Below are 16024 nucleotides of genomic sequence, written 5' to 3'. Positions count from 1 at the left end.
TTGCTGTGTCTCAAAAATAGGGTGATTAATTGTAGCGGTTGGGTTGTGAAGGCCAGTAGGCGAGATCACAGGCTTTACTTTTTGCTAACTCTCTAAGGTAAATATTGCGATCAAGTAAGGCGTTGCCCTCGGTCCCATCTGCATTTTTAAAATCTGCCAAACCTGGCCAAATAAGAAAGCCCAACAGAATATCCTGCCCATCAGATGTATTGTTTTTTGAGATCTTGTTGGCGGCAATTTCTGTATTGGTTTTATATTCAACTTCAAGTTGCTGACAGCTTAGCGAGGTATCTAACCGTTGTTTGGTTTCTACGGTGTTGGCATCTCTTGTAGAGACACATCCTGATAAAATGAAAATGGATAGACAAAAAAGGGTGAACTGTAACGGTTTCATAAGTGAAGTTCCTGGGGTTAGATCGGGTTAACAAGCCCAAATGTTGGGCATAATAAGAGGCATTATTAGGGTTGAAAACAATAAAAGTTAATAGGGAGAGCGTGGTATGTGCTGCAAACAGTAGACCAATATTATATATAATATGATAAAAAACAATATCTATAGATAGGCTCTTGGGTGTGGAGAGTATCCGGGTAGATGTTGCTCGGTGCTGATATACGTATAGACAAGGCAGCTATTGCAGTGAGTGATTCTGGTCAAACAGGCGTGTGAGCGAGAGGGAGGCAGAGGTTCTGGCACAATGAGGTGGGGGAGGCCCGGATGCCCCCCTACATACGGGTAGGGGGGCACTGTGTCGGGCTCAATCAGGTGATCTACTTAGGTAATGACTGTGGGCTTGTCGCGTCCTGTATGTTTTTTGACCCCTGCAATGGTATCTGCAATACGAATGAGATCAGCCAGGGCTTCTTGAGCATCACGATCCTGTTTGTTCGCTTGGGGCTCATACCGCTCCAGGTAGATACGCAAGGTCGCACCGGAGGTTCCTGTACCAGAGAGTCGGAAAACAATGCGGCTGCCATCTTCAAACAGAATTCGTACCCCTTGCTTGCTGGTGGATGCCCCATTAACCGGATCGGTATAGGCAAATTCATCCGCCAGCTTAATGGTTAAACCTTCATGACTTTGTCCGGCTAAGGCGGCAAAGTTACCCCGTAGGTCTGCCATCAGTTGGTTAGCTGCTGCGGAATCTACCCCCTCATAGTCGTGGCGGGCGTAGTAGGTGCGGCCATAGGTGGCCCATAGATCTTTAACCACCTCCTCAACCGAGGCTTTGCGGTGGGCCAAAATATTTAACCAGAAGAGTACCGCCCACAGCCCATCTTTTTCACGCACATGGTCTGACCCGGTGCCAAAGCTCTCTTCGCCACACAGGGTGGCTTTACCAGCATCGAGTAGGGAGCCAAAAAATTTCCAGCCGGTTGGGGTCTCAAAGCAGGCAAAATTTTTCTTCTCCGCCACGCGGTCTGCAGCTTGGCTGGTGGGCATAGAGCGGGCGACACCTGCAATACCACGGGCATAACCGGGGGCACAGGTACCGTTCTCTGCCAACACGGCCAGTGAATCACTTGGGGTCACAAAAAACTGTCGCCCGAGGATCATGTTGCGGTCGCCGTCCCCATCCGAAGCTGCGCCGAAGTCCGGTGCATCCTCTGCCCACAGCTGTTCCACCAGATCTTTGGCATAGGTTAGGTTGGGGTCTGGATGTCCACCACCAAAGTCTGCTTTAACCACACCGTTAAGAACCGTACCTGCCGGTGCACCCAGACGGTTCTCCAGGATCTCACGGGCATAGGGTCCGGTGACCGCATGCATGGCATCAAACAAAATACGAAAGCCCCCATCTAACAAACGCCGGATGGCATCAAAATCAAACAACTCTTCCATCAACTGGGCATAATCGTTCACGGGGTCGATGATGCGGACCAGCATATCTCCGATCTCTGAATCGCCCAGATAATCCAGGTCTACTTCTTGATCCGCCCAGACTTTATATTCGGTAATGGCTTTGCTCTGGGTAAAAATGGCGTTGGTGATGCTCTCTGGGGCTGGACCCCCGTTGGAGACATTATATTTAATGCCAAAATCTCCATCAGGACCTGCAGGATTGTGGCTGGCGGAGAGTACAATACCGCCAAAGGCCTCATACTTACGGATTAAGTGGGAGACCGCTGGGGTAGAAAGTACGCCACCCCGGCCCACCAGTACTTTGCCAAAACCGTTGGCGGCCGCCATATGAAGAATGGTATGGATCGCCTCACGATTGTGGTAGCGGCCATCGCCACCCAATACCAAGGTTTTGCCTTGATAATCTTCCAAAGTATCAAAAATGGATTGAACGAAATTTTCTAAATAATGGGCTTGTTGAAACACCGTAACCTTTTTACGTAGGCCGGATGTTCCGGGTTTTTGATCCACAAAAGGGGTCGTGGTGATGGTTTGAATGCTCATGTTGACTCCGTGGGCGCGATGAGAAGCTGATCTGAGGATATTAGGCACTCTTTAACAGGGATAAAACAACCAACTGCATTCGTGACGGGATTTTTACCATCTTTTCACCATTTTCGAACAGGATGGTCTCTCCACTGTCCTGGATTCTGAGTTATATCCATTGGGGTGTATGCCTATCAACGGTATACATACCCCTTATCAGGGAGCTTGTTATTGACTCTTGTGCCTGTATTGGGCATTCTCCGAGCATCTTAATAGTGGAATCTCCAAGCCGAGGAGTCTGAAACTCATGTCTTTTCCTTCTGCATTTTACCGTTGGCGTCCGCACCCCTGGCACGGTCTTGAGGTCGGTCCTCAGGATCAGTTTCCTGGTGTGGTGCATGCCTACATCGAGATTACCCCCTTCGATATGGTGAAGTACGAAGTGGACAAGGCCTCTGGTTACCTGCGTGTGGACCGTCCCCACCGTAGCTCATCTCAGCCGCCTGCTCTGTATGGTTTTGTACCCCGCACCTACTGTGGTGACCGGGTAAAGGCGCTCTCACCTGAGTCTGACCGTGGTGATGGTGACCCCCTTGATATCTGTGTGATCAGCGAGCGTCCCATCGCCAAGCCTGAGGTTATTCTCAACGCCCGTGTCTTGGGTGGTATGCAGATGATCGATGGTGGTGAAGCAGACGATAAAATTATTGCTGTGCTGGCCAACGATAATGTTTGGGGTAGCCTGCAAGATATTGATGAAGTTCCTCAGGTGCTGACCGAGCGTCTGCGTCACTACTTCTCGACCTACAAGATGGTCCCAGGTGAAGAAGATAAGGTCTCTGTGGATGTCACCTATGGTCGTGAGCACGCCATGAAGGTGATTAAAGCTTCCTGCGATGATTACATCGACATGTATGGTGGCTAATCCTTGAAAGAGGATAAGAATAAAAAGAAACGGGGCTTTGATGCCCCGTTTTTTTTGTGCTTAATGATTGATAAGCTATTTTTTTATGCTGAATGTGGAAGGTGCTTATGCCCACAATTCAAGATCCGTTACCAGCCTGTACCGTACAGCCCTGTCGGAGTTGTCCTGGACAAGCGGAGTTGATGGGGATGGTCGATTTTTCCAAAACCAGTGCCAATGCACGGGGTTTGTTTTTTCCCACAACAGGTATTTCTGTTTTTTATTATCGGTGTACCCCGTGCGGTATGTTGCTAACCCCCTATTTTGACCCGTTTAGCCGGGAAGATTTTTTAACCCATGTGTATAACCATGAGTATTATGAAAAAATAGATCTTGGTTATGCCAAAGAGCGCCCTGCTGCGTGTGTTCCATTAGGTTCGAAAGTTGCTTGAACCCCTAAAAGAGCACCTCACATTTCTGGATTATGGATCGGGTGGGGGGCATTTTTATAACGCCATGGTGCAAGCTGGCTATAACATTCAGTGTTATGACCCCTTTGATGTTAAAGGGGGAGAAAAACCCCAAGGGCACTTTGATGTCATCACAGCCTTTGAGGTTTTTGAACATCTGGTCCACCCCAAGGAAACCGTGGCATCCTTGGTTGACGCATTAAATCCGGGTGGTATGGTGTTGTTTACAACCACCCTGAATAGACAAAAAACCCCGCAGGAAATGATGAACTGGTGGTACTTAGCCCCTAGAAATGGACATTGCTCACTCTATACGGCGGAATCCCTGGTCTATTTATGGGATTCTGTTGGCTTTAAATGTTTGAACCAAAGCCAGACAACCCATTTTGCCTTTAATCCTCAACAGCCCTCTTCATTTATACAGGTACAGCAAGGCTCCCAGGGTGAGCCACGGTTAAGGTTTGCCCCACTTCGCTAACTTAGCGGTTGATGTTGTTTCAGCTCAGGCAACTTAACCCTTGAAAAGGCCAGAAAATCTGAGAAAATACAACTTAAGGGTGGGCATTATAGTGATAGTTGAAAATATAAATAAGAAAAAAGTTCAATACATCGCCCTTAATCCATACGTTTCTGCTTGTTTTTAAGGCTGTGATGGGTAAATTGGATTGATGGGAGTTATTGCGTCAATTCTGTAAATAAATGGAATCCCCGGTTGTACCCTTTTAGGGGCCGATAAAAACAAGGGGAGTTGTGACATTCTATAAGACGCGCAACATTCAAGATTCATGAATGTTTTGATCACCGGATTTAAGCCATGAAAAGCATGTTTACGGGGCGCCGCTTGCAGCGAGTGGTGCTGGGGGGCGTTGCGCTTCTGGCTGGCCTGATATTATATCTGTTCATCGCCGATGCACAGTTTATAGGCTGGTCAACGGTTACTCAGCCCCAAACTTCATTAGAAACGGTACCTACGGTGCTGGTGGTTACCCCTGCCGGTCTGGTTCTTCTGGGTATTTTCTTATTGCTCATCGTTTATTTCATCTACCGCAAATGGGTACGGCCCCTACGGTTAATGCTGGAGAGTATTTTCCATGTGGTGACCTGTGCACGTGAAGGACGCTTTGATGTGCGTGCTCGTTCGGACTGCCCTGGTTCGGTCGGTGAAATTGCCATCCAGTTAAATAGCCTCATGGACCAACTACACCTGGGTGTGGATGCGATCAATAAAGATGTGGTGCAACTGACCAACTTTCATGCCGAGGGTCAAACCAATAAGTTGACCATGGCCGTGGAAGTGGTGGAGTCCCTGGTAGAGGTCTCTCAATTTAAGCAGCATATTGAGGAAGATCTGACCAAAGGGGAGGTTTACAACCGCATCGGAAATATTATTGAACATAAATTTGGTTTGGAGCGTTATACCATTTATGAGGTCTCCAGCAGCCAAAACCGTATGCATCCCGTGCTGGTGAGTGGTGAAGAGGAAGGTATGTGCCGCTGGTGCCGCCAGGAGGTACAGTTTAGTGCCGAGCTTTGCCGTGCCCAGCGCACAGGGCGCATCGTTGATGGTGTGGAGCATCAAACCATCTGTAATCAGTTCTATAACGATACCGATCAAGAGCTCTCTTTTTACTGTTTGCCGGTCTTACACTCCGGGACCGTAGGGAACGTGGTGCAGTTGGTGGTGGAGCCAGATATGGCCGCCATGTTCCCGTATATCATCCCCTTTCTTCAGGTTTTTCTTAGAGAATCCTCCTCTGTGATCGAGTCTAAACGATTGATGGAGAAGCTGCGGGAGTCGGCCTTGAAGGATCCTCTAACTGGTTTGCATAACCGTCGCTTCCTGGAGGAGTATGAGCGTACCATCGTGGCAACGGCGCAACGTAAAGAGATGTATCTATCCATTTTGATGATGGATTTAGATCATTTTAAAATTGTGAACGATACCCATGGACATCAGGTTGGGGATACGGTGCTCAAGTCACTGGCCACTGCGCTCATGGCACAAATTCGAGCTTCGGACTTGGTGGTACGTTATGGGGGTGAGGAGTTCATGGTGGTATTGCAAAATGAAAATACCCATATGGGCACCACCATAGCTGAGAAGATCCGTATGGCGGTTGAACGGCTGAAAATCAATATTCCAGGCGGTATTCTACAAAAGACCATCTCTATTGGTGTGGCAGAGTTTCCGACCGATGGTGTGAGCTTTGCGGAGGTTGTAGAGAAAGCGGATATGGCACTGTACCGGGCCAAAGAGCAAGGTCGTAACCGTGTTATCACCCATAGTACAGAACAGACCCCCACCGAACCCGATGATGAAGAGCGACCTGAAAAAAATACGGTTCATTTGCTTAAGCAGAGCTAAGCGCGCTGTCATAGCGACAGAGTACCCCCTCAGACTCATCTTTATATGGCCAAATCTTGTGCGATAGGGGTGCAAGATTTGGTCTATCCATCCCGTTCCCAACCGTTATCCAGGGTTTAAACATCTGCGCTTTTTTTAATAAACGTCAGCTCTGATCAGGTTGGCCGTTTATTCAAGACTGTGTTGAACCGTTATCTATTCCATCGAATGCAGTAACCAGGGATCAGGCTACCTGAATAAATGGGTAGATCTGTTGGTTTTCTTACTTGCATGGGAACCTTCATGGATACATGGTTGTCTGTACAAAGGATCTATTGATAGAGGATCCATAATACTTATGCACAACCACAACACTGTTTTTAGTTAAGGGATGCCAAAGATGAAAATCACCTGGAAAGCGCATGTTGTCGGCGCACTGACCCTGGTTGCAGCACTGTCTGCTCAACCGGCTCTGGCTGTTGATGAAATGGCCATGGTTACAGAGAGCCGTGGTGCGGTGAAAATGTTTTTTGGGAAGCTAAAGGGCACCCTGATGCAAGGTATGAAGAGTGGTGGTCCCGGTGCAGCGGCGACACTGTGCAACAGTGCTGCCGGGGGTATTGGTAATATGGCCTCCAAAAACTATGGTGGTACGGTTGCTCGTACCAGCTTGAAGGTGCGTAACCCAGATAATGCCCCGGATGCTTGGGAGCGTAAAGTGCTGGAGAGCTTTGATGCCCGCCTGGCCGCAGGAGAAGATCCCAAAAAAATGGAGCATCATGAGGTGGTTATGGTGAATGACCAAAAGGTATTCCGTTATATGAAGGCGATTCCTACCGCCGCTAAGCCTTGTTTGGCGTGCCATGGTGAGAAGATTCATCCTAAGGCTGAAGTGACCCTAAGCCGTCTCTACCCAAATGATAAAGCCCGTGGTTATAAGGCCGGTCAGATCCGGGGTGCCTTTACCTTGAAAAAAGAGATCAAGTAAACGTACCATCCTGATCCAAAAAAAGCCGGTATCGTGGGTGATACCGGCTTTTTTTATGATCGATAGCCCAGGTTGATGCGGGGTGATCAATAGAGAACAGCCAAGGTGAGATCCTGAGCGTTACGAACCTACAGGGCTGTAGGGGTTCTATCTATTATAGGTTTTAGCCAGCTCTACAAAGCCAAGGGTGTAACGCATGGTGTGTTCCAGAACACCATAAGGCCGTAACGCCGTGGGGTGAGTAAACGCACAAGCCAACGGGCACACCATCTTCTGGTCACGCTGTAAGCCTATGCCGAATCGCTCATCACAAAGGGCTTCAGGTTAAACCTGCTGTGCCAGGTCATCTTTCTGCCCATGGTTGGTGTGATCCTGGGATCTGTTTGAACCGTGCTATCGTGTGCGGTCTCAGTAAACCATTGATCTGTCAACGCAGGTGTCGCGCCACGGAGCAACCCTGCAGCTATGCAAGGGGCATGTGTGGCGTCGCGTGGCGGATCAAGCCTTGATGCTAGAGATCTTTTGCATGGCTGGTTACATATCCGCTGGTTTTAATCTCTGAGTTCAGAAGGGAGGGGAAAGGCCAAATACTCTTTGGTGACAGAGAGTAAATCCACTTTATCCACACGTTCTTTAAACCGCTCGAGCAGTTCCTCAATCAAAATTTCCGGTGCAGAAGCGCCAGCTGTTACCCCTAAAGTTTCTATCCCCTCTAACCAGCTCAGATCAACATCCCCTGCATTCTCAATTAAGTGGGCTGGGCAACCGTGCTGTTCCGCAACTTCCCGTAGTCGGTTGGAGTTGCTGCTGTTGGGGGCGCCTAGAACGAGAATAAGATCCGCCTCTTTGGCCAGAGCTTTAACCGCATTTTGGCGGTTTTGGGTTGCGTAACAGATATCCTCTTTGGCCGGTTCCTTAATGGCAGGAAAACGGTTTTTTAACTGCTCAACCATGCCACGTGTTTCATCCACGGAGAGTGTGGTCTGGGTGATGTACGCTATATTTTGATCCTGAGCCAGTTCAAGTTGCTCAATCTCCTTTGGCCCAGAGATGAGCTTCATGCGGTTGGCTTCAAGCTGGCCCATGGTGCCTTCAACTTCCGGGTGCCCTTCATGGCCGATGAGCAGTACTTGAAAAGCCTCACGATCCAGCCGTTCGGCCTCTCGGTGTACCTTATCTACGAGAGGGCAGGTGGCATCCAGAATTTTCAGGGGGCGGCGTGCCCCTTCGGCTTGCACATGCTTAGAGACACCATGGGCTGAGTAAATGGCGACAGCTCCATCCGGTATCTCATGCAGTTCTTTAACAAACACGGCCCCTTGATTACGTAGATGTTCAACCACCCACCGGTTATGTACGATCTCATGCCGGACATAGATGGGGGGACCAAATTTTTCCAAAGCTTTTAGCACAATGGCAATGGCTCGGTCTACACCGGCACAGAAACCTCGGGGTTCAGCGAGCAAAATACGCATTGATTACTTATCCAGTTGCAGTTGGGAGATATGGTGAGCGCGAATTAACGGGCCATTACGCCAGCCAATACGGCCACGTACCTCGACCTTTTGGTTCTTTAGATCTTTAAAGCTGCCAAGGGTTTTGCGGAAATAGGCTTGCCAATCCCGATGGCTGATAGAGATGGTAAAATCTTCACGCCAGTTTTTACCAAAATTTAAATAGATCCATTTACCTTTTTTAATCACCTTTTGGATCTGGCCGCGGACAATACGGTAAGCACCCACATGGCCCCGTGCCTCTTTATGATCAATCAGCCAGTGCCCTTGCTCCCAAGCACCAACACCTGCTTTACGGGCACGGCGTTCCACCTTCATATACCGTTTAAAGCGGCTTAGGTCGCCGCTGGCGTAGACAATGGCTAGCCCCTCTTCCAACAGTACTTCCCCAAGGTCCTGCCCATCTGGTAGCTCCACATAACACAGTGGTCGCTTGTAGACATCCCGCTTACGACCCTTTTTTTCGAGGGTCAGCTTGACGCTATGGCCACGGTTCATCAAAAGATATTGGGCTCTTTTTTTAGCTTCCAGAGCATAGGGTTCAGCAGGGTTGCGCTCACTCTCCATTTCAGGTGTATCAATACCCATAATCCGGATACGACCAACATCAAAAATGGTAAAGGTATCCCCATCCACCACAGCACCTGGGACTGCTTGGAGAGGAAGACGTCGCCCGTCGGCCCAACTGTTCATGGTTGTACTCCATAAAAAGAGGCTGAGCAGTAAGGAGAGCAACAGCTTGGGTGTCTGTACCATGATGGTTTCCTTATGCGGTCTGTAAGGCACCGGTCAGTTGGGAAATGGAATCCACCCCCTGTTGCTTTACCCCATGGCGAAGCTGCTTGGCTATGGCCATGGGTAATAGAGGATCTTTAAATAGGCTGGTACAGATCCCCGTAGCGGCAGCACCGACCAAAAAGAACGCCAATACATCGTCTGCATCGGCAATACCACCCTGACCAATAATGGGGATGTTATGTTGTTTGGCCAACTGGTAGGTCTGCCATACCTTCAACAACGCAACTGGTTTAACCGCTGGGCCAGAGAGCCCACCTTGCAGATTACCTAAAATGGGTCGGCGGTTTTTAACATCAATGGCCATACCCATGAGGGTATTCATCACCGACAGTGCATCACTGCCGGACTCAATTGCACGTTTGGCCACCACGGTAATGTCGGTCACGTTGGGTGAAAGCTTGGTAATGACGGGTTTATTGGTGGCTTTTCTGACCTGCTCAACCACAGCACCCGCCATGTCAGGATCGGAACCAAAGGCGATGCCCCCTTCTTTGACATTGGGGCAGGAGATGTTGATTTCAATACCCGCAACAGGGCTGTCATCAAAAATACGGGCAATCTCACCATACTGTTCGGTGGTAGAGCCGGAGATATTGGCAATTAGTGGGGTATTTATCTGGCTTGTTAAGCGAGGCAAAATTTCATCCACCACGGTGCGGGCACCTGGGTTTTGTAAGCCAATGGCATTGAGCATACCACTGGGGGTCTCTGCCAGACGGTGGGGGGCATTACCCCGCTTAGGTTCCAAAGTCGTGCCTTTTAGGCAGATGGCCCCAATGGCATCAAAATCAAATCCATCCAGGGTTAACAGTTCTTCACCAAAGGCAACACAGCCAGAAAGTAAGACCAGCGGGGTGCGCATGGATATTCCGGCAACCTTGACGGCGATCGGGTCTGTAGCAGGGGTGGTCACGTTGGTGGACTCCTGGTGGGTGTGATTCATGGGCGGGTGCTATCCTAACAAATTTGCCGGTCTGGGAGAATAGGGGGGTGTGACATGGTCTAAAAGTTAGGGGGGTTGTTTTACTGTTCACCGTAAAAAAACATGCGCGTTACCATTTCTCCTTGGACAAAAAAGAATGACCTGCTATTTTTGCCCACCCTTGAGGAGAAAGTGGCTCCAAAAAGGCTGCTATTAAGGCAAAAAATTATTTATATACATCCGTTTTTCATGGGCTTGTAAGGATTGATGTCCTGGCCCGCTCTTTGCGTATTCTTTAGTGTGTAAAATCGTTTTAGGTGCATCCTTCAGTCAGTTTTTGCCCACAGATTAAGGGTAAACGCTGTTTGAGGACCATTGTATATGGGAGACTGCCATGGGTAGCCATCAAGCCATGATCAAAGACCCCTCTGTGGTGATTGACAATCTAGAGAGCTATGAAGAGGCTCTGGTGCGCATCAACGATCTTTTGGAGATGCCCCACTCCAAGCGGGTAGACCGCATGTTGGACCCTCTTCTCAAAGCGGTGACCCGCTATGAACAGAACCTCTATGACGCCAGTCGTAGCCGCATGGGTATCTAACGCCTAAATTTTTGATGATGTGCAAGAGATCATGCCATGATCTCTTGCCTTCTGCTGCTTAGTGCCGTTCTGCCCTCTATCTTTATGAACAAGATCTTGCATTTGGCGATCTCAGCCATTGTATCCTCTTTAGGTTAAGAAAATCCTATGGGTTTGCCCCGCTTTGTGTGGCGATGGGTTGGCTGTTTGATATGCCAAGCACGTCATGGAGAAGGTGCAGACTTATTGAGCTTTTTTCTTTTTTAAGGCCTGCAAAAGTGATCGGATTTCCGCCAGTTTAAGGACCCAAGCTGCCCCAAAAAATAGGGCAATACCGACAATGATGGTCGGCAGTAGCGCCAACGCCCGCAATGAGGTGCTGGCGTTGGGATCGCTGGGCCAAAGCAGTTGATGCATGGCCAAAATACCAACCCCCATAATGATGGTAGCGATAACCCCTTTAAACAGTGCTTTGGGAAAGCCCGGTTCCGGCTTAAACCCCGTTTGTTTTTTAAGCGCCCTAAGCAGCAAAAACATATTGAGATAGCTTGAGAGGGTGGTGGCTAAAGCCAGCCCGACATGGCCCAGTGGGAACATCAGGATGACATTGAACACCATGTTGGCCAGCATGCTGATGATCGCAATACGTACAGGGGTTTTGGTATCTTTGCGGGCATAAAAAGCTGGGGCCAGGACCTTGACACTGGCAAAGGCCATAAGACCCAGGGCATAAGCAAATAGGGCGTTGGCTGTTAGGCGGGTGGTTTCAGCGCTAAAGGCGCCCCGTTCAAAGAGCAGGGCAAGGATCGGCTCACGCAGTAAAATCAACCCAACCATGGCCGGTAAATTAATAATAAAGATCAGACGTAGGGCAAAATCCAGATCATGGTTTAAGGCGGCGTCATCCCGTTTGGCGGCATGAGCTGAGAGTGCAGGAAGGATCGCCGTACCCATGGCTATGCCAATTAAACCCAAGGGGAACTCCACCAACCGATCGGCATAGTAGAGGTAGGAGATGGATCCACTGGCTAAAAAGGAGGCCAGTAAGATATCAAACAGCAGATTAATCTGAGCGACAGAAACCCCGAGGATGGAAGGTCCCATCAGCTTAAGAATACGCCCCACCGCTTGGTGTTTGAGGTCCCAACGCAGTCGAAAAGGCAAACCGATTTTTTTTAGGGAGGGCCACTGCATGGCCAACTGGGCAGCACCACCTATAAAAACCCCCCAAGCCAGCGCTTCGGCAGGGTGGTCAACATAGGGTGTTAAAAACAGAGCAGACAAAATCAGCGCAATATTGAGCAACATGGGGGTGGCGGCCGGTATGGCAAACTGTCGATGGCTATTAAGAATACCCCCAGCCAAGGCCACCAAAGAGATAAAGAGTATGTAAGGAAAGGTAATACGGGTCAGATCAACGGTTAGTTGGTATTTATCAGGCTGATCCAAAAAGCCAGGTGCCGCCACCATAATCAGCCAAGGCATTGCCAGCTGTGCGATGGCGACCAACAGCATAAGCACCAGCAGCAGCAAGGTAAAGATCGCCTCACTGGCGCGGCGTGTCTCTTTGACATCACCAGCGGCCAGATAATCTGAAAATACCGGTACAAAAGCGGTACTAAATGCACCTTCGGCAAAAAGACGCCGTAAAAAGTTGGGTAATTTCAGAGCAACAAAAAAGGCGTCGGCTCCCATGCCTGCCCCAAAACCACGGGCGATCACAATATCGCGGACAAATCCGAGTATGCGTGACAACAGCGTAAAAAAACTAATGGTTCCCACCGCCCGCAGTAGGCCACGACGGGGATTGGGAGCAGGAGAGGTTGTGGTCACAGCGGTAATTTCCAGTCGATCTTATGAAGGAAAATGAACGGCTAGGTAAAAAATGATTGACGATTGCCACTTCTCTACCTATTCTGCCCGTTTCATCGGAACAGGTACCTTTTCCGTCATGTGCCCCTGTTTCCGCCGCTGCGTATCTTTTGCGAGCGCAAATAGGCGGGCACCGTAATGACGGTTGTTTGCACAACAGTAAGATTGAAACCGGAGAGTAGGTCAAGTGGCTAATCACAAGTCTGCCCTGAAACGCATTCGTCAAACCGCCAAGCGCACTGAAGCCAACCGCAACGACAAGGCTCGTATGCGTACTTTCGTTAAGAAAGTAACGACTGCCGTGCAAGAGGGCAACGTTGAGCTGGCCCAACAAGCTCTGCGTGAAGCTTCTGCCGTGATCACCCGCACCGCACAGCGTGGCGTGATTCACCGTAACCAGGCTTCTCGTCGCATCTCGCGTCTGAACAGTCAGGTCAAAAAGCTGGCCACCGCCAGCTGATCAAGCTTTAGAGATTAAGCCACCACCCTTTGGGTGGTGGTTTTTCTCATTGGGTCACATAGGGTCCAAGGTGCTGGGTTATCGCATAAGGGTGTAAGCGACTTATGCGATGATGTGTGCTTAAGATCTTGCCGAAACGTTGAGTCGTGCCCCAACTGCATGTATAAAGGTTCATCCCCGGCCACGGCGTGATCGAGGGGTGCGGCATGCACAGGGTAGGAGAGAAGGTTTCGGTAAGCTCTTCGGCCTTACAGCCCCTTTGGGCCCTGTGTGTTCCTATATGGAGAGGTTTTCTGAAAAAGGGTGCCGATGTGGTTCTTTTTAGGCCATGTGGGTGCCTGTTGGGGTCATACCCTTGCGCCCTTTTTCAGGTTACCTTTTCCGCCCCCCGCGCATCCGTGCCCACGCGTTCCAACGCTTAGCGGCAGGATAAATGCCCATGGAATTTTCTGAACTCCCCATCCCTGAGGTGGTTTTAGCGGGTATACGTGACTGTGGTTTTACACAGTGTACCCCCATTCAAGCAATAACCTTGCCCCTGGCCCTGTCAGGTAAGGATGTTGCCGGTCAAGCCCAGACCGGAACAGGCAAGACCGCAGCCTTCCTCATTGGTGCACTCTCCCATCTGGTTAACAATCCTCGTAAAGTTGCAAAGCATCCAGGGCGTAGTATGCCCCGGGTATTGGCCATTGCGCCCACCCGTGAGTTGGTTGCACAGATAGAATCAGACGCTAAGCTGCTCAATGCCCACACCAATTTTAAGCTGCACTGTGTGTATGGTGGTGTGGATTATGAGAAGCAAAAGCGCATTCTGCTGGAAGAGGATGTAGAGATTCTGGTTGGAACCCCCGGTCGACTTATCGATTATTTTAAGCAAAAAGCCTATGACCTAAAAGGGGTTGAAGTGCTTATTGTGGATGAAGCCGACCGCATGTTTGATATGGGCTTTATTGATGACCTGCGCTACATGTTACGCCGCTTGCCCCACTATAGCGATCGGCTATCCATGCTCTTTTCAGCGACACTCTCCTACCGTGCTCAGGAGATGTCTTATGAATATATGGATATGCCAGAGGTGCTTAGCACAACGGTCGATGTAAAAACCGCTGAGCGGGTCGACCAAAAACTGTTCCATGTGAGTGGTGATGAAAAGATCCCTCTCCTGGTGGGCCTGCTTCGGGATATCTTGCAGCATGAAGGTATTGACCCCAGTAAAGCCCCCGCTGAAGATGTGGAAGAGGGTGTTGAGGCAGAGGCTGCTTCGACTGCAGCGCAAGAGGGTGTTGAGCCAGAGGCCGCTTCAACTGCAGTGGAAGAGGGTGTGGAAGAAGAATCCTTTGTTCCCCACGCCGATGATCTGGATACCGAAGATGCTGCTCGCGCTGCGGAAGAGGCCCATGCTGATGAGCATAAGCCGGCCCCGGGTCGTAGCATGGTGTTTGTGAATACCAAACGGGCAGGTGAGCGTATTGAACGTTGGTTAAAAGCCAATGGCATTATGGCAGGATATCTCTCAGGTGATGTCCCGCAGATGAAACGCCTGAAGGTGCTTAAACGCTTTCAGGAAGGTGAGTATCCCGTTTTGATCGCAACCGATGTTGCTGGTCGTGGCCTGCATATCGATGGGGTAACCCATGTGATCAACTATGATCTGCCCGATAATGCAGAAGATTATGTCCACCGTATTGGACGTACAGCCCGTGCCGGTAACCGGGGTGATGCCATTGCCTTAATTGATGAAGAGGGTGCTTACTCTCTGGAGGCTGTGCAAGCATATATTGGCATGACCATTCCGGTAGAGTGGGCGGAAGATGATCTGTTCCCAGATCTGACACGTCCCCCCCCACGCCCCCGTAGTGATCGGGATAAGCGTCGTACCGGTAGTGGTGGCCGTTCTGGGGGTGGAGGACGCTCCGGTGGTGGCCGTTCTGGGGGCGGAGGACGTTCCGGTGGTGGCCGTTCTGGGGGCGGAGGACGTTCCGAGGGGCCAAAGCATAAGCCTGCCCAGCAAGCTCAAGGTGGTGAAACACCCAAGCCTGCCACGGCGAATAAGGGTGAAGGGGCAGAAGGGGGCGAGCAACCTAAGAAGAAGCGTCGCCGCCGTCGTCGCCGTAAGCCCGCTGCTGGTGGAGCCGCCCCACAGGGTGCCCCACAGAAGCCCTCGGGTGGTGGTGAGTAAACCGTATTTTCCAGCCTTAGATGGGCTGTATTTTTAATCATGGACGTGGTGTGAGGAAGATTGATGAGCGAGAACGAACAGGCTGCTGCTGAAGAGGCCCCCGTATTTCATGTGGTCAAACTTTACCTAAAGGATCTCTCCTTTGAGAGCCCCAATGCGCCAGAGTCTTTTGCGGTAGAGTCTGAGCCTAAAGCAGAGTTTAACCTGGATACCAAAGCCACCAAAAAGGATGATGATCACTACGAAGTCACCCTGGATGTGAACGTTAAAGTGGCTACGCCTGAAGGTAAAAGTCTGTTCTTGGCAGAAGTGACCTATGGTGGTCTGTTCCTGGTTAAGAATGTGCCAGATGAGCATATTCCCATGGTGTTGGGTATTGATTGCCCCAATATTCTGTTCCCATATGTGCGTCAGATCGTTTCCAGTGTTGTTCTGGAAGGTGGGTACAAGCCCATGGTGCTGGACCCCATTAACTTTGCCGCACTCTTTCAGCATGCCCAACAGCAAAAAGCGACCCAGCAAGAAGGCAACGCCTAATACAGTTGCCAACATGGGCCAAAAACAAAAGGGTGCGTAACCATACGCACCCTTTTTTTTTATCGTGTGC

Annotated in this window: 15 protein-coding genes; 9 read left to right on the top strand and 6 right to left on the bottom strand. The window is 50.0% G+C overall.

Going from position 1 to position 16024, the window contains the following annotated elements:
- Positions 1–25: 25 nt before the first annotated feature.
- A complete protein-coding gene (locus V5T57_RS20035; RefSeq protein ID WP_332893048.1) occupies positions 26–394 on the bottom strand; it encodes a hypothetical protein in 369 nt (122 codons plus the stop codon).
- 378 nt (positions 395–772) lie between these two features.
- Entirely contained in the window at positions 773–2404 is a 1632-nt protein-coding gene (locus V5T57_RS20030) for an alpha-D-glucose phosphate-specific phosphoglucomutase (RefSeq protein ID WP_332893047.1), read from the bottom strand.
- 289 nt (positions 2405–2693) lie between these two features.
- Here V5T57_RS20030 and V5T57_RS20025 point away from each other — a divergent pair, with 289 nt between their 5' ends.
- From V5T57_RS20025 to V5T57_RS20005, 5 genes are all read left to right on the top strand, one after another.
- Entirely contained in the window at positions 2694–3311 is a 618-nt protein-coding gene (locus tag V5T57_RS20025) for an inorganic pyrophosphatase (RefSeq protein ID WP_332893046.1), read from the top strand.
- A 107-nt stretch (positions 3312–3418) separates the two neighbouring features.
- The gene (locus V5T57_RS20020) at positions 3419–3742 is read left to right on the top strand and encodes a hypothetical protein (RefSeq protein ID WP_332893045.1); all 324 of its coding nucleotides are present in this window, start codon (positions 3419–3421) and stop codon (positions 3740–3742) included.
- A complete protein-coding gene (locus V5T57_RS20015; protein ID WP_332893044.1) occupies positions 3735–4238 on the top strand; it encodes a class I SAM-dependent methyltransferase in 504 nt (167 codons plus the stop codon). Before V5T57_RS20020 ends, V5T57_RS20015 begins: the two co-directional genes overlap by 8 nt.
- 336 nt (positions 4239–4574) lie before the next feature.
- Positions 4575–6125: a GGDEF domain-containing protein gene (locus V5T57_RS20010; RefSeq protein ID WP_332893043.1), complete on the top strand. Its 1551-nt coding sequence runs from the start codon at positions 4575–4577 to the stop codon at positions 6123–6125.
- A 379-nt stretch (positions 6126–6504) separates the two neighbouring features.
- Complete coding sequence (locus tag V5T57_RS20005) at positions 6505–7092, top strand: Tll0287-like domain-containing protein (protein ID WP_332893042.1); 588 nt, start codon at positions 6505–6507, stop codon at positions 7090–7092.
- A gap of 551 nt (positions 7093–7643) precedes the next feature.
- On the opposite strand, the gene ispH is transcribed toward V5T57_RS20005, so the two are convergent.
- The 3 genes from ispH to V5T57_RS19990 are packed head-to-tail and all read right to left on the bottom strand — an operon-like array spanning position 7644 to position 10317.
- The gene (gene ispH, locus V5T57_RS20000) at positions 7644–8567 is read right to left on the bottom strand and encodes a 4-hydroxy-3-methylbut-2-enyl diphosphate reductase (RefSeq protein ID WP_332893041.1); all 924 of its coding nucleotides are present in this window, start codon (positions 8565–8567) and stop codon (positions 7644–7646) included.
- A gap of 3 nt (positions 8568–8570) precedes the next feature.
- Complete coding sequence (locus V5T57_RS19995) at positions 8571–9362, bottom strand: thermonuclease family protein (protein ID WP_332893040.1); 792 nt, start codon at positions 9360–9362, stop codon at positions 8571–8573.
- A gap of 10 nt (positions 9363–9372) precedes the next feature.
- Positions 9373–10317: a dihydroorotate dehydrogenase gene (locus V5T57_RS19990; RefSeq protein ID WP_442918249.1), complete on the bottom strand. Its 945-nt coding sequence runs from the start codon at positions 10315–10317 to the stop codon at positions 9373–9375.
- A gap of 403 nt (positions 10318–10720) precedes the next feature.
- Between V5T57_RS19990 and V5T57_RS19985 the strand changes: the two genes are divergently transcribed.
- On the top strand, positions 10721–10927 hold the full coding sequence (locus V5T57_RS19985) for a hypothetical protein (protein ID WP_332893038.1): 207 nt from the start codon (positions 10721–10723) through the stop codon (positions 10925–10927).
- A 222-nt stretch (positions 10928–11149) separates the two neighbouring features.
- Here the strand turns inward: V5T57_RS19985 and murJ are convergent, their stop codons facing one another.
- Entirely contained in the window at positions 11150–12739 is a 1590-nt protein-coding gene (murJ, locus tag V5T57_RS19980) for a murein biosynthesis integral membrane protein MurJ (RefSeq protein WP_332893037.1), read from the bottom strand.
- Positions 12740–12965: 226 nt separating this feature from the next.
- On the opposite strand from murJ, the gene rpsT reads away from it, so the two are divergent.
- From rpsT to secB, 3 genes are all read left to right on the top strand, one after another.
- A complete protein-coding gene (gene rpsT, locus V5T57_RS19975; protein WP_332893036.1) occupies positions 12966–13238 on the top strand; it encodes a 30S ribosomal protein S20 in 273 nt (90 codons plus the stop codon).
- Positions 13239–13677: 439 nt separating this feature from the next.
- Complete coding sequence (locus V5T57_RS19970) at positions 13678–15417, top strand: DEAD/DEAH box helicase (protein WP_332893035.1); 1740 nt, start codon at positions 13678–13680, stop codon at positions 15415–15417.
- Between the two features lie 63 nt (positions 15418–15480).
- Positions 15481–15954, top strand: a complete 474-nt coding sequence (secB, locus tag V5T57_RS19965; protein WP_332893034.1) for a protein-export chaperone SecB — start codon at positions 15481–15483, stop codon at positions 15952–15954.
- The last annotated feature ends 70 nt before the right edge of the window (positions 15955–16024 follow it).

It is taken from the genome of Magnetococcus sp. PR-3, assembly GCF_036689865.1.
Classification (GTDB): Bacteria; Pseudomonadota; Magnetococcia; order Magnetococcales; family Magnetococcaceae; genus Magnetococcus.
Note: the sequence above shows the minus strand (reverse complement) of the source record. Positions and strands in the feature narration are given on the sequence as shown.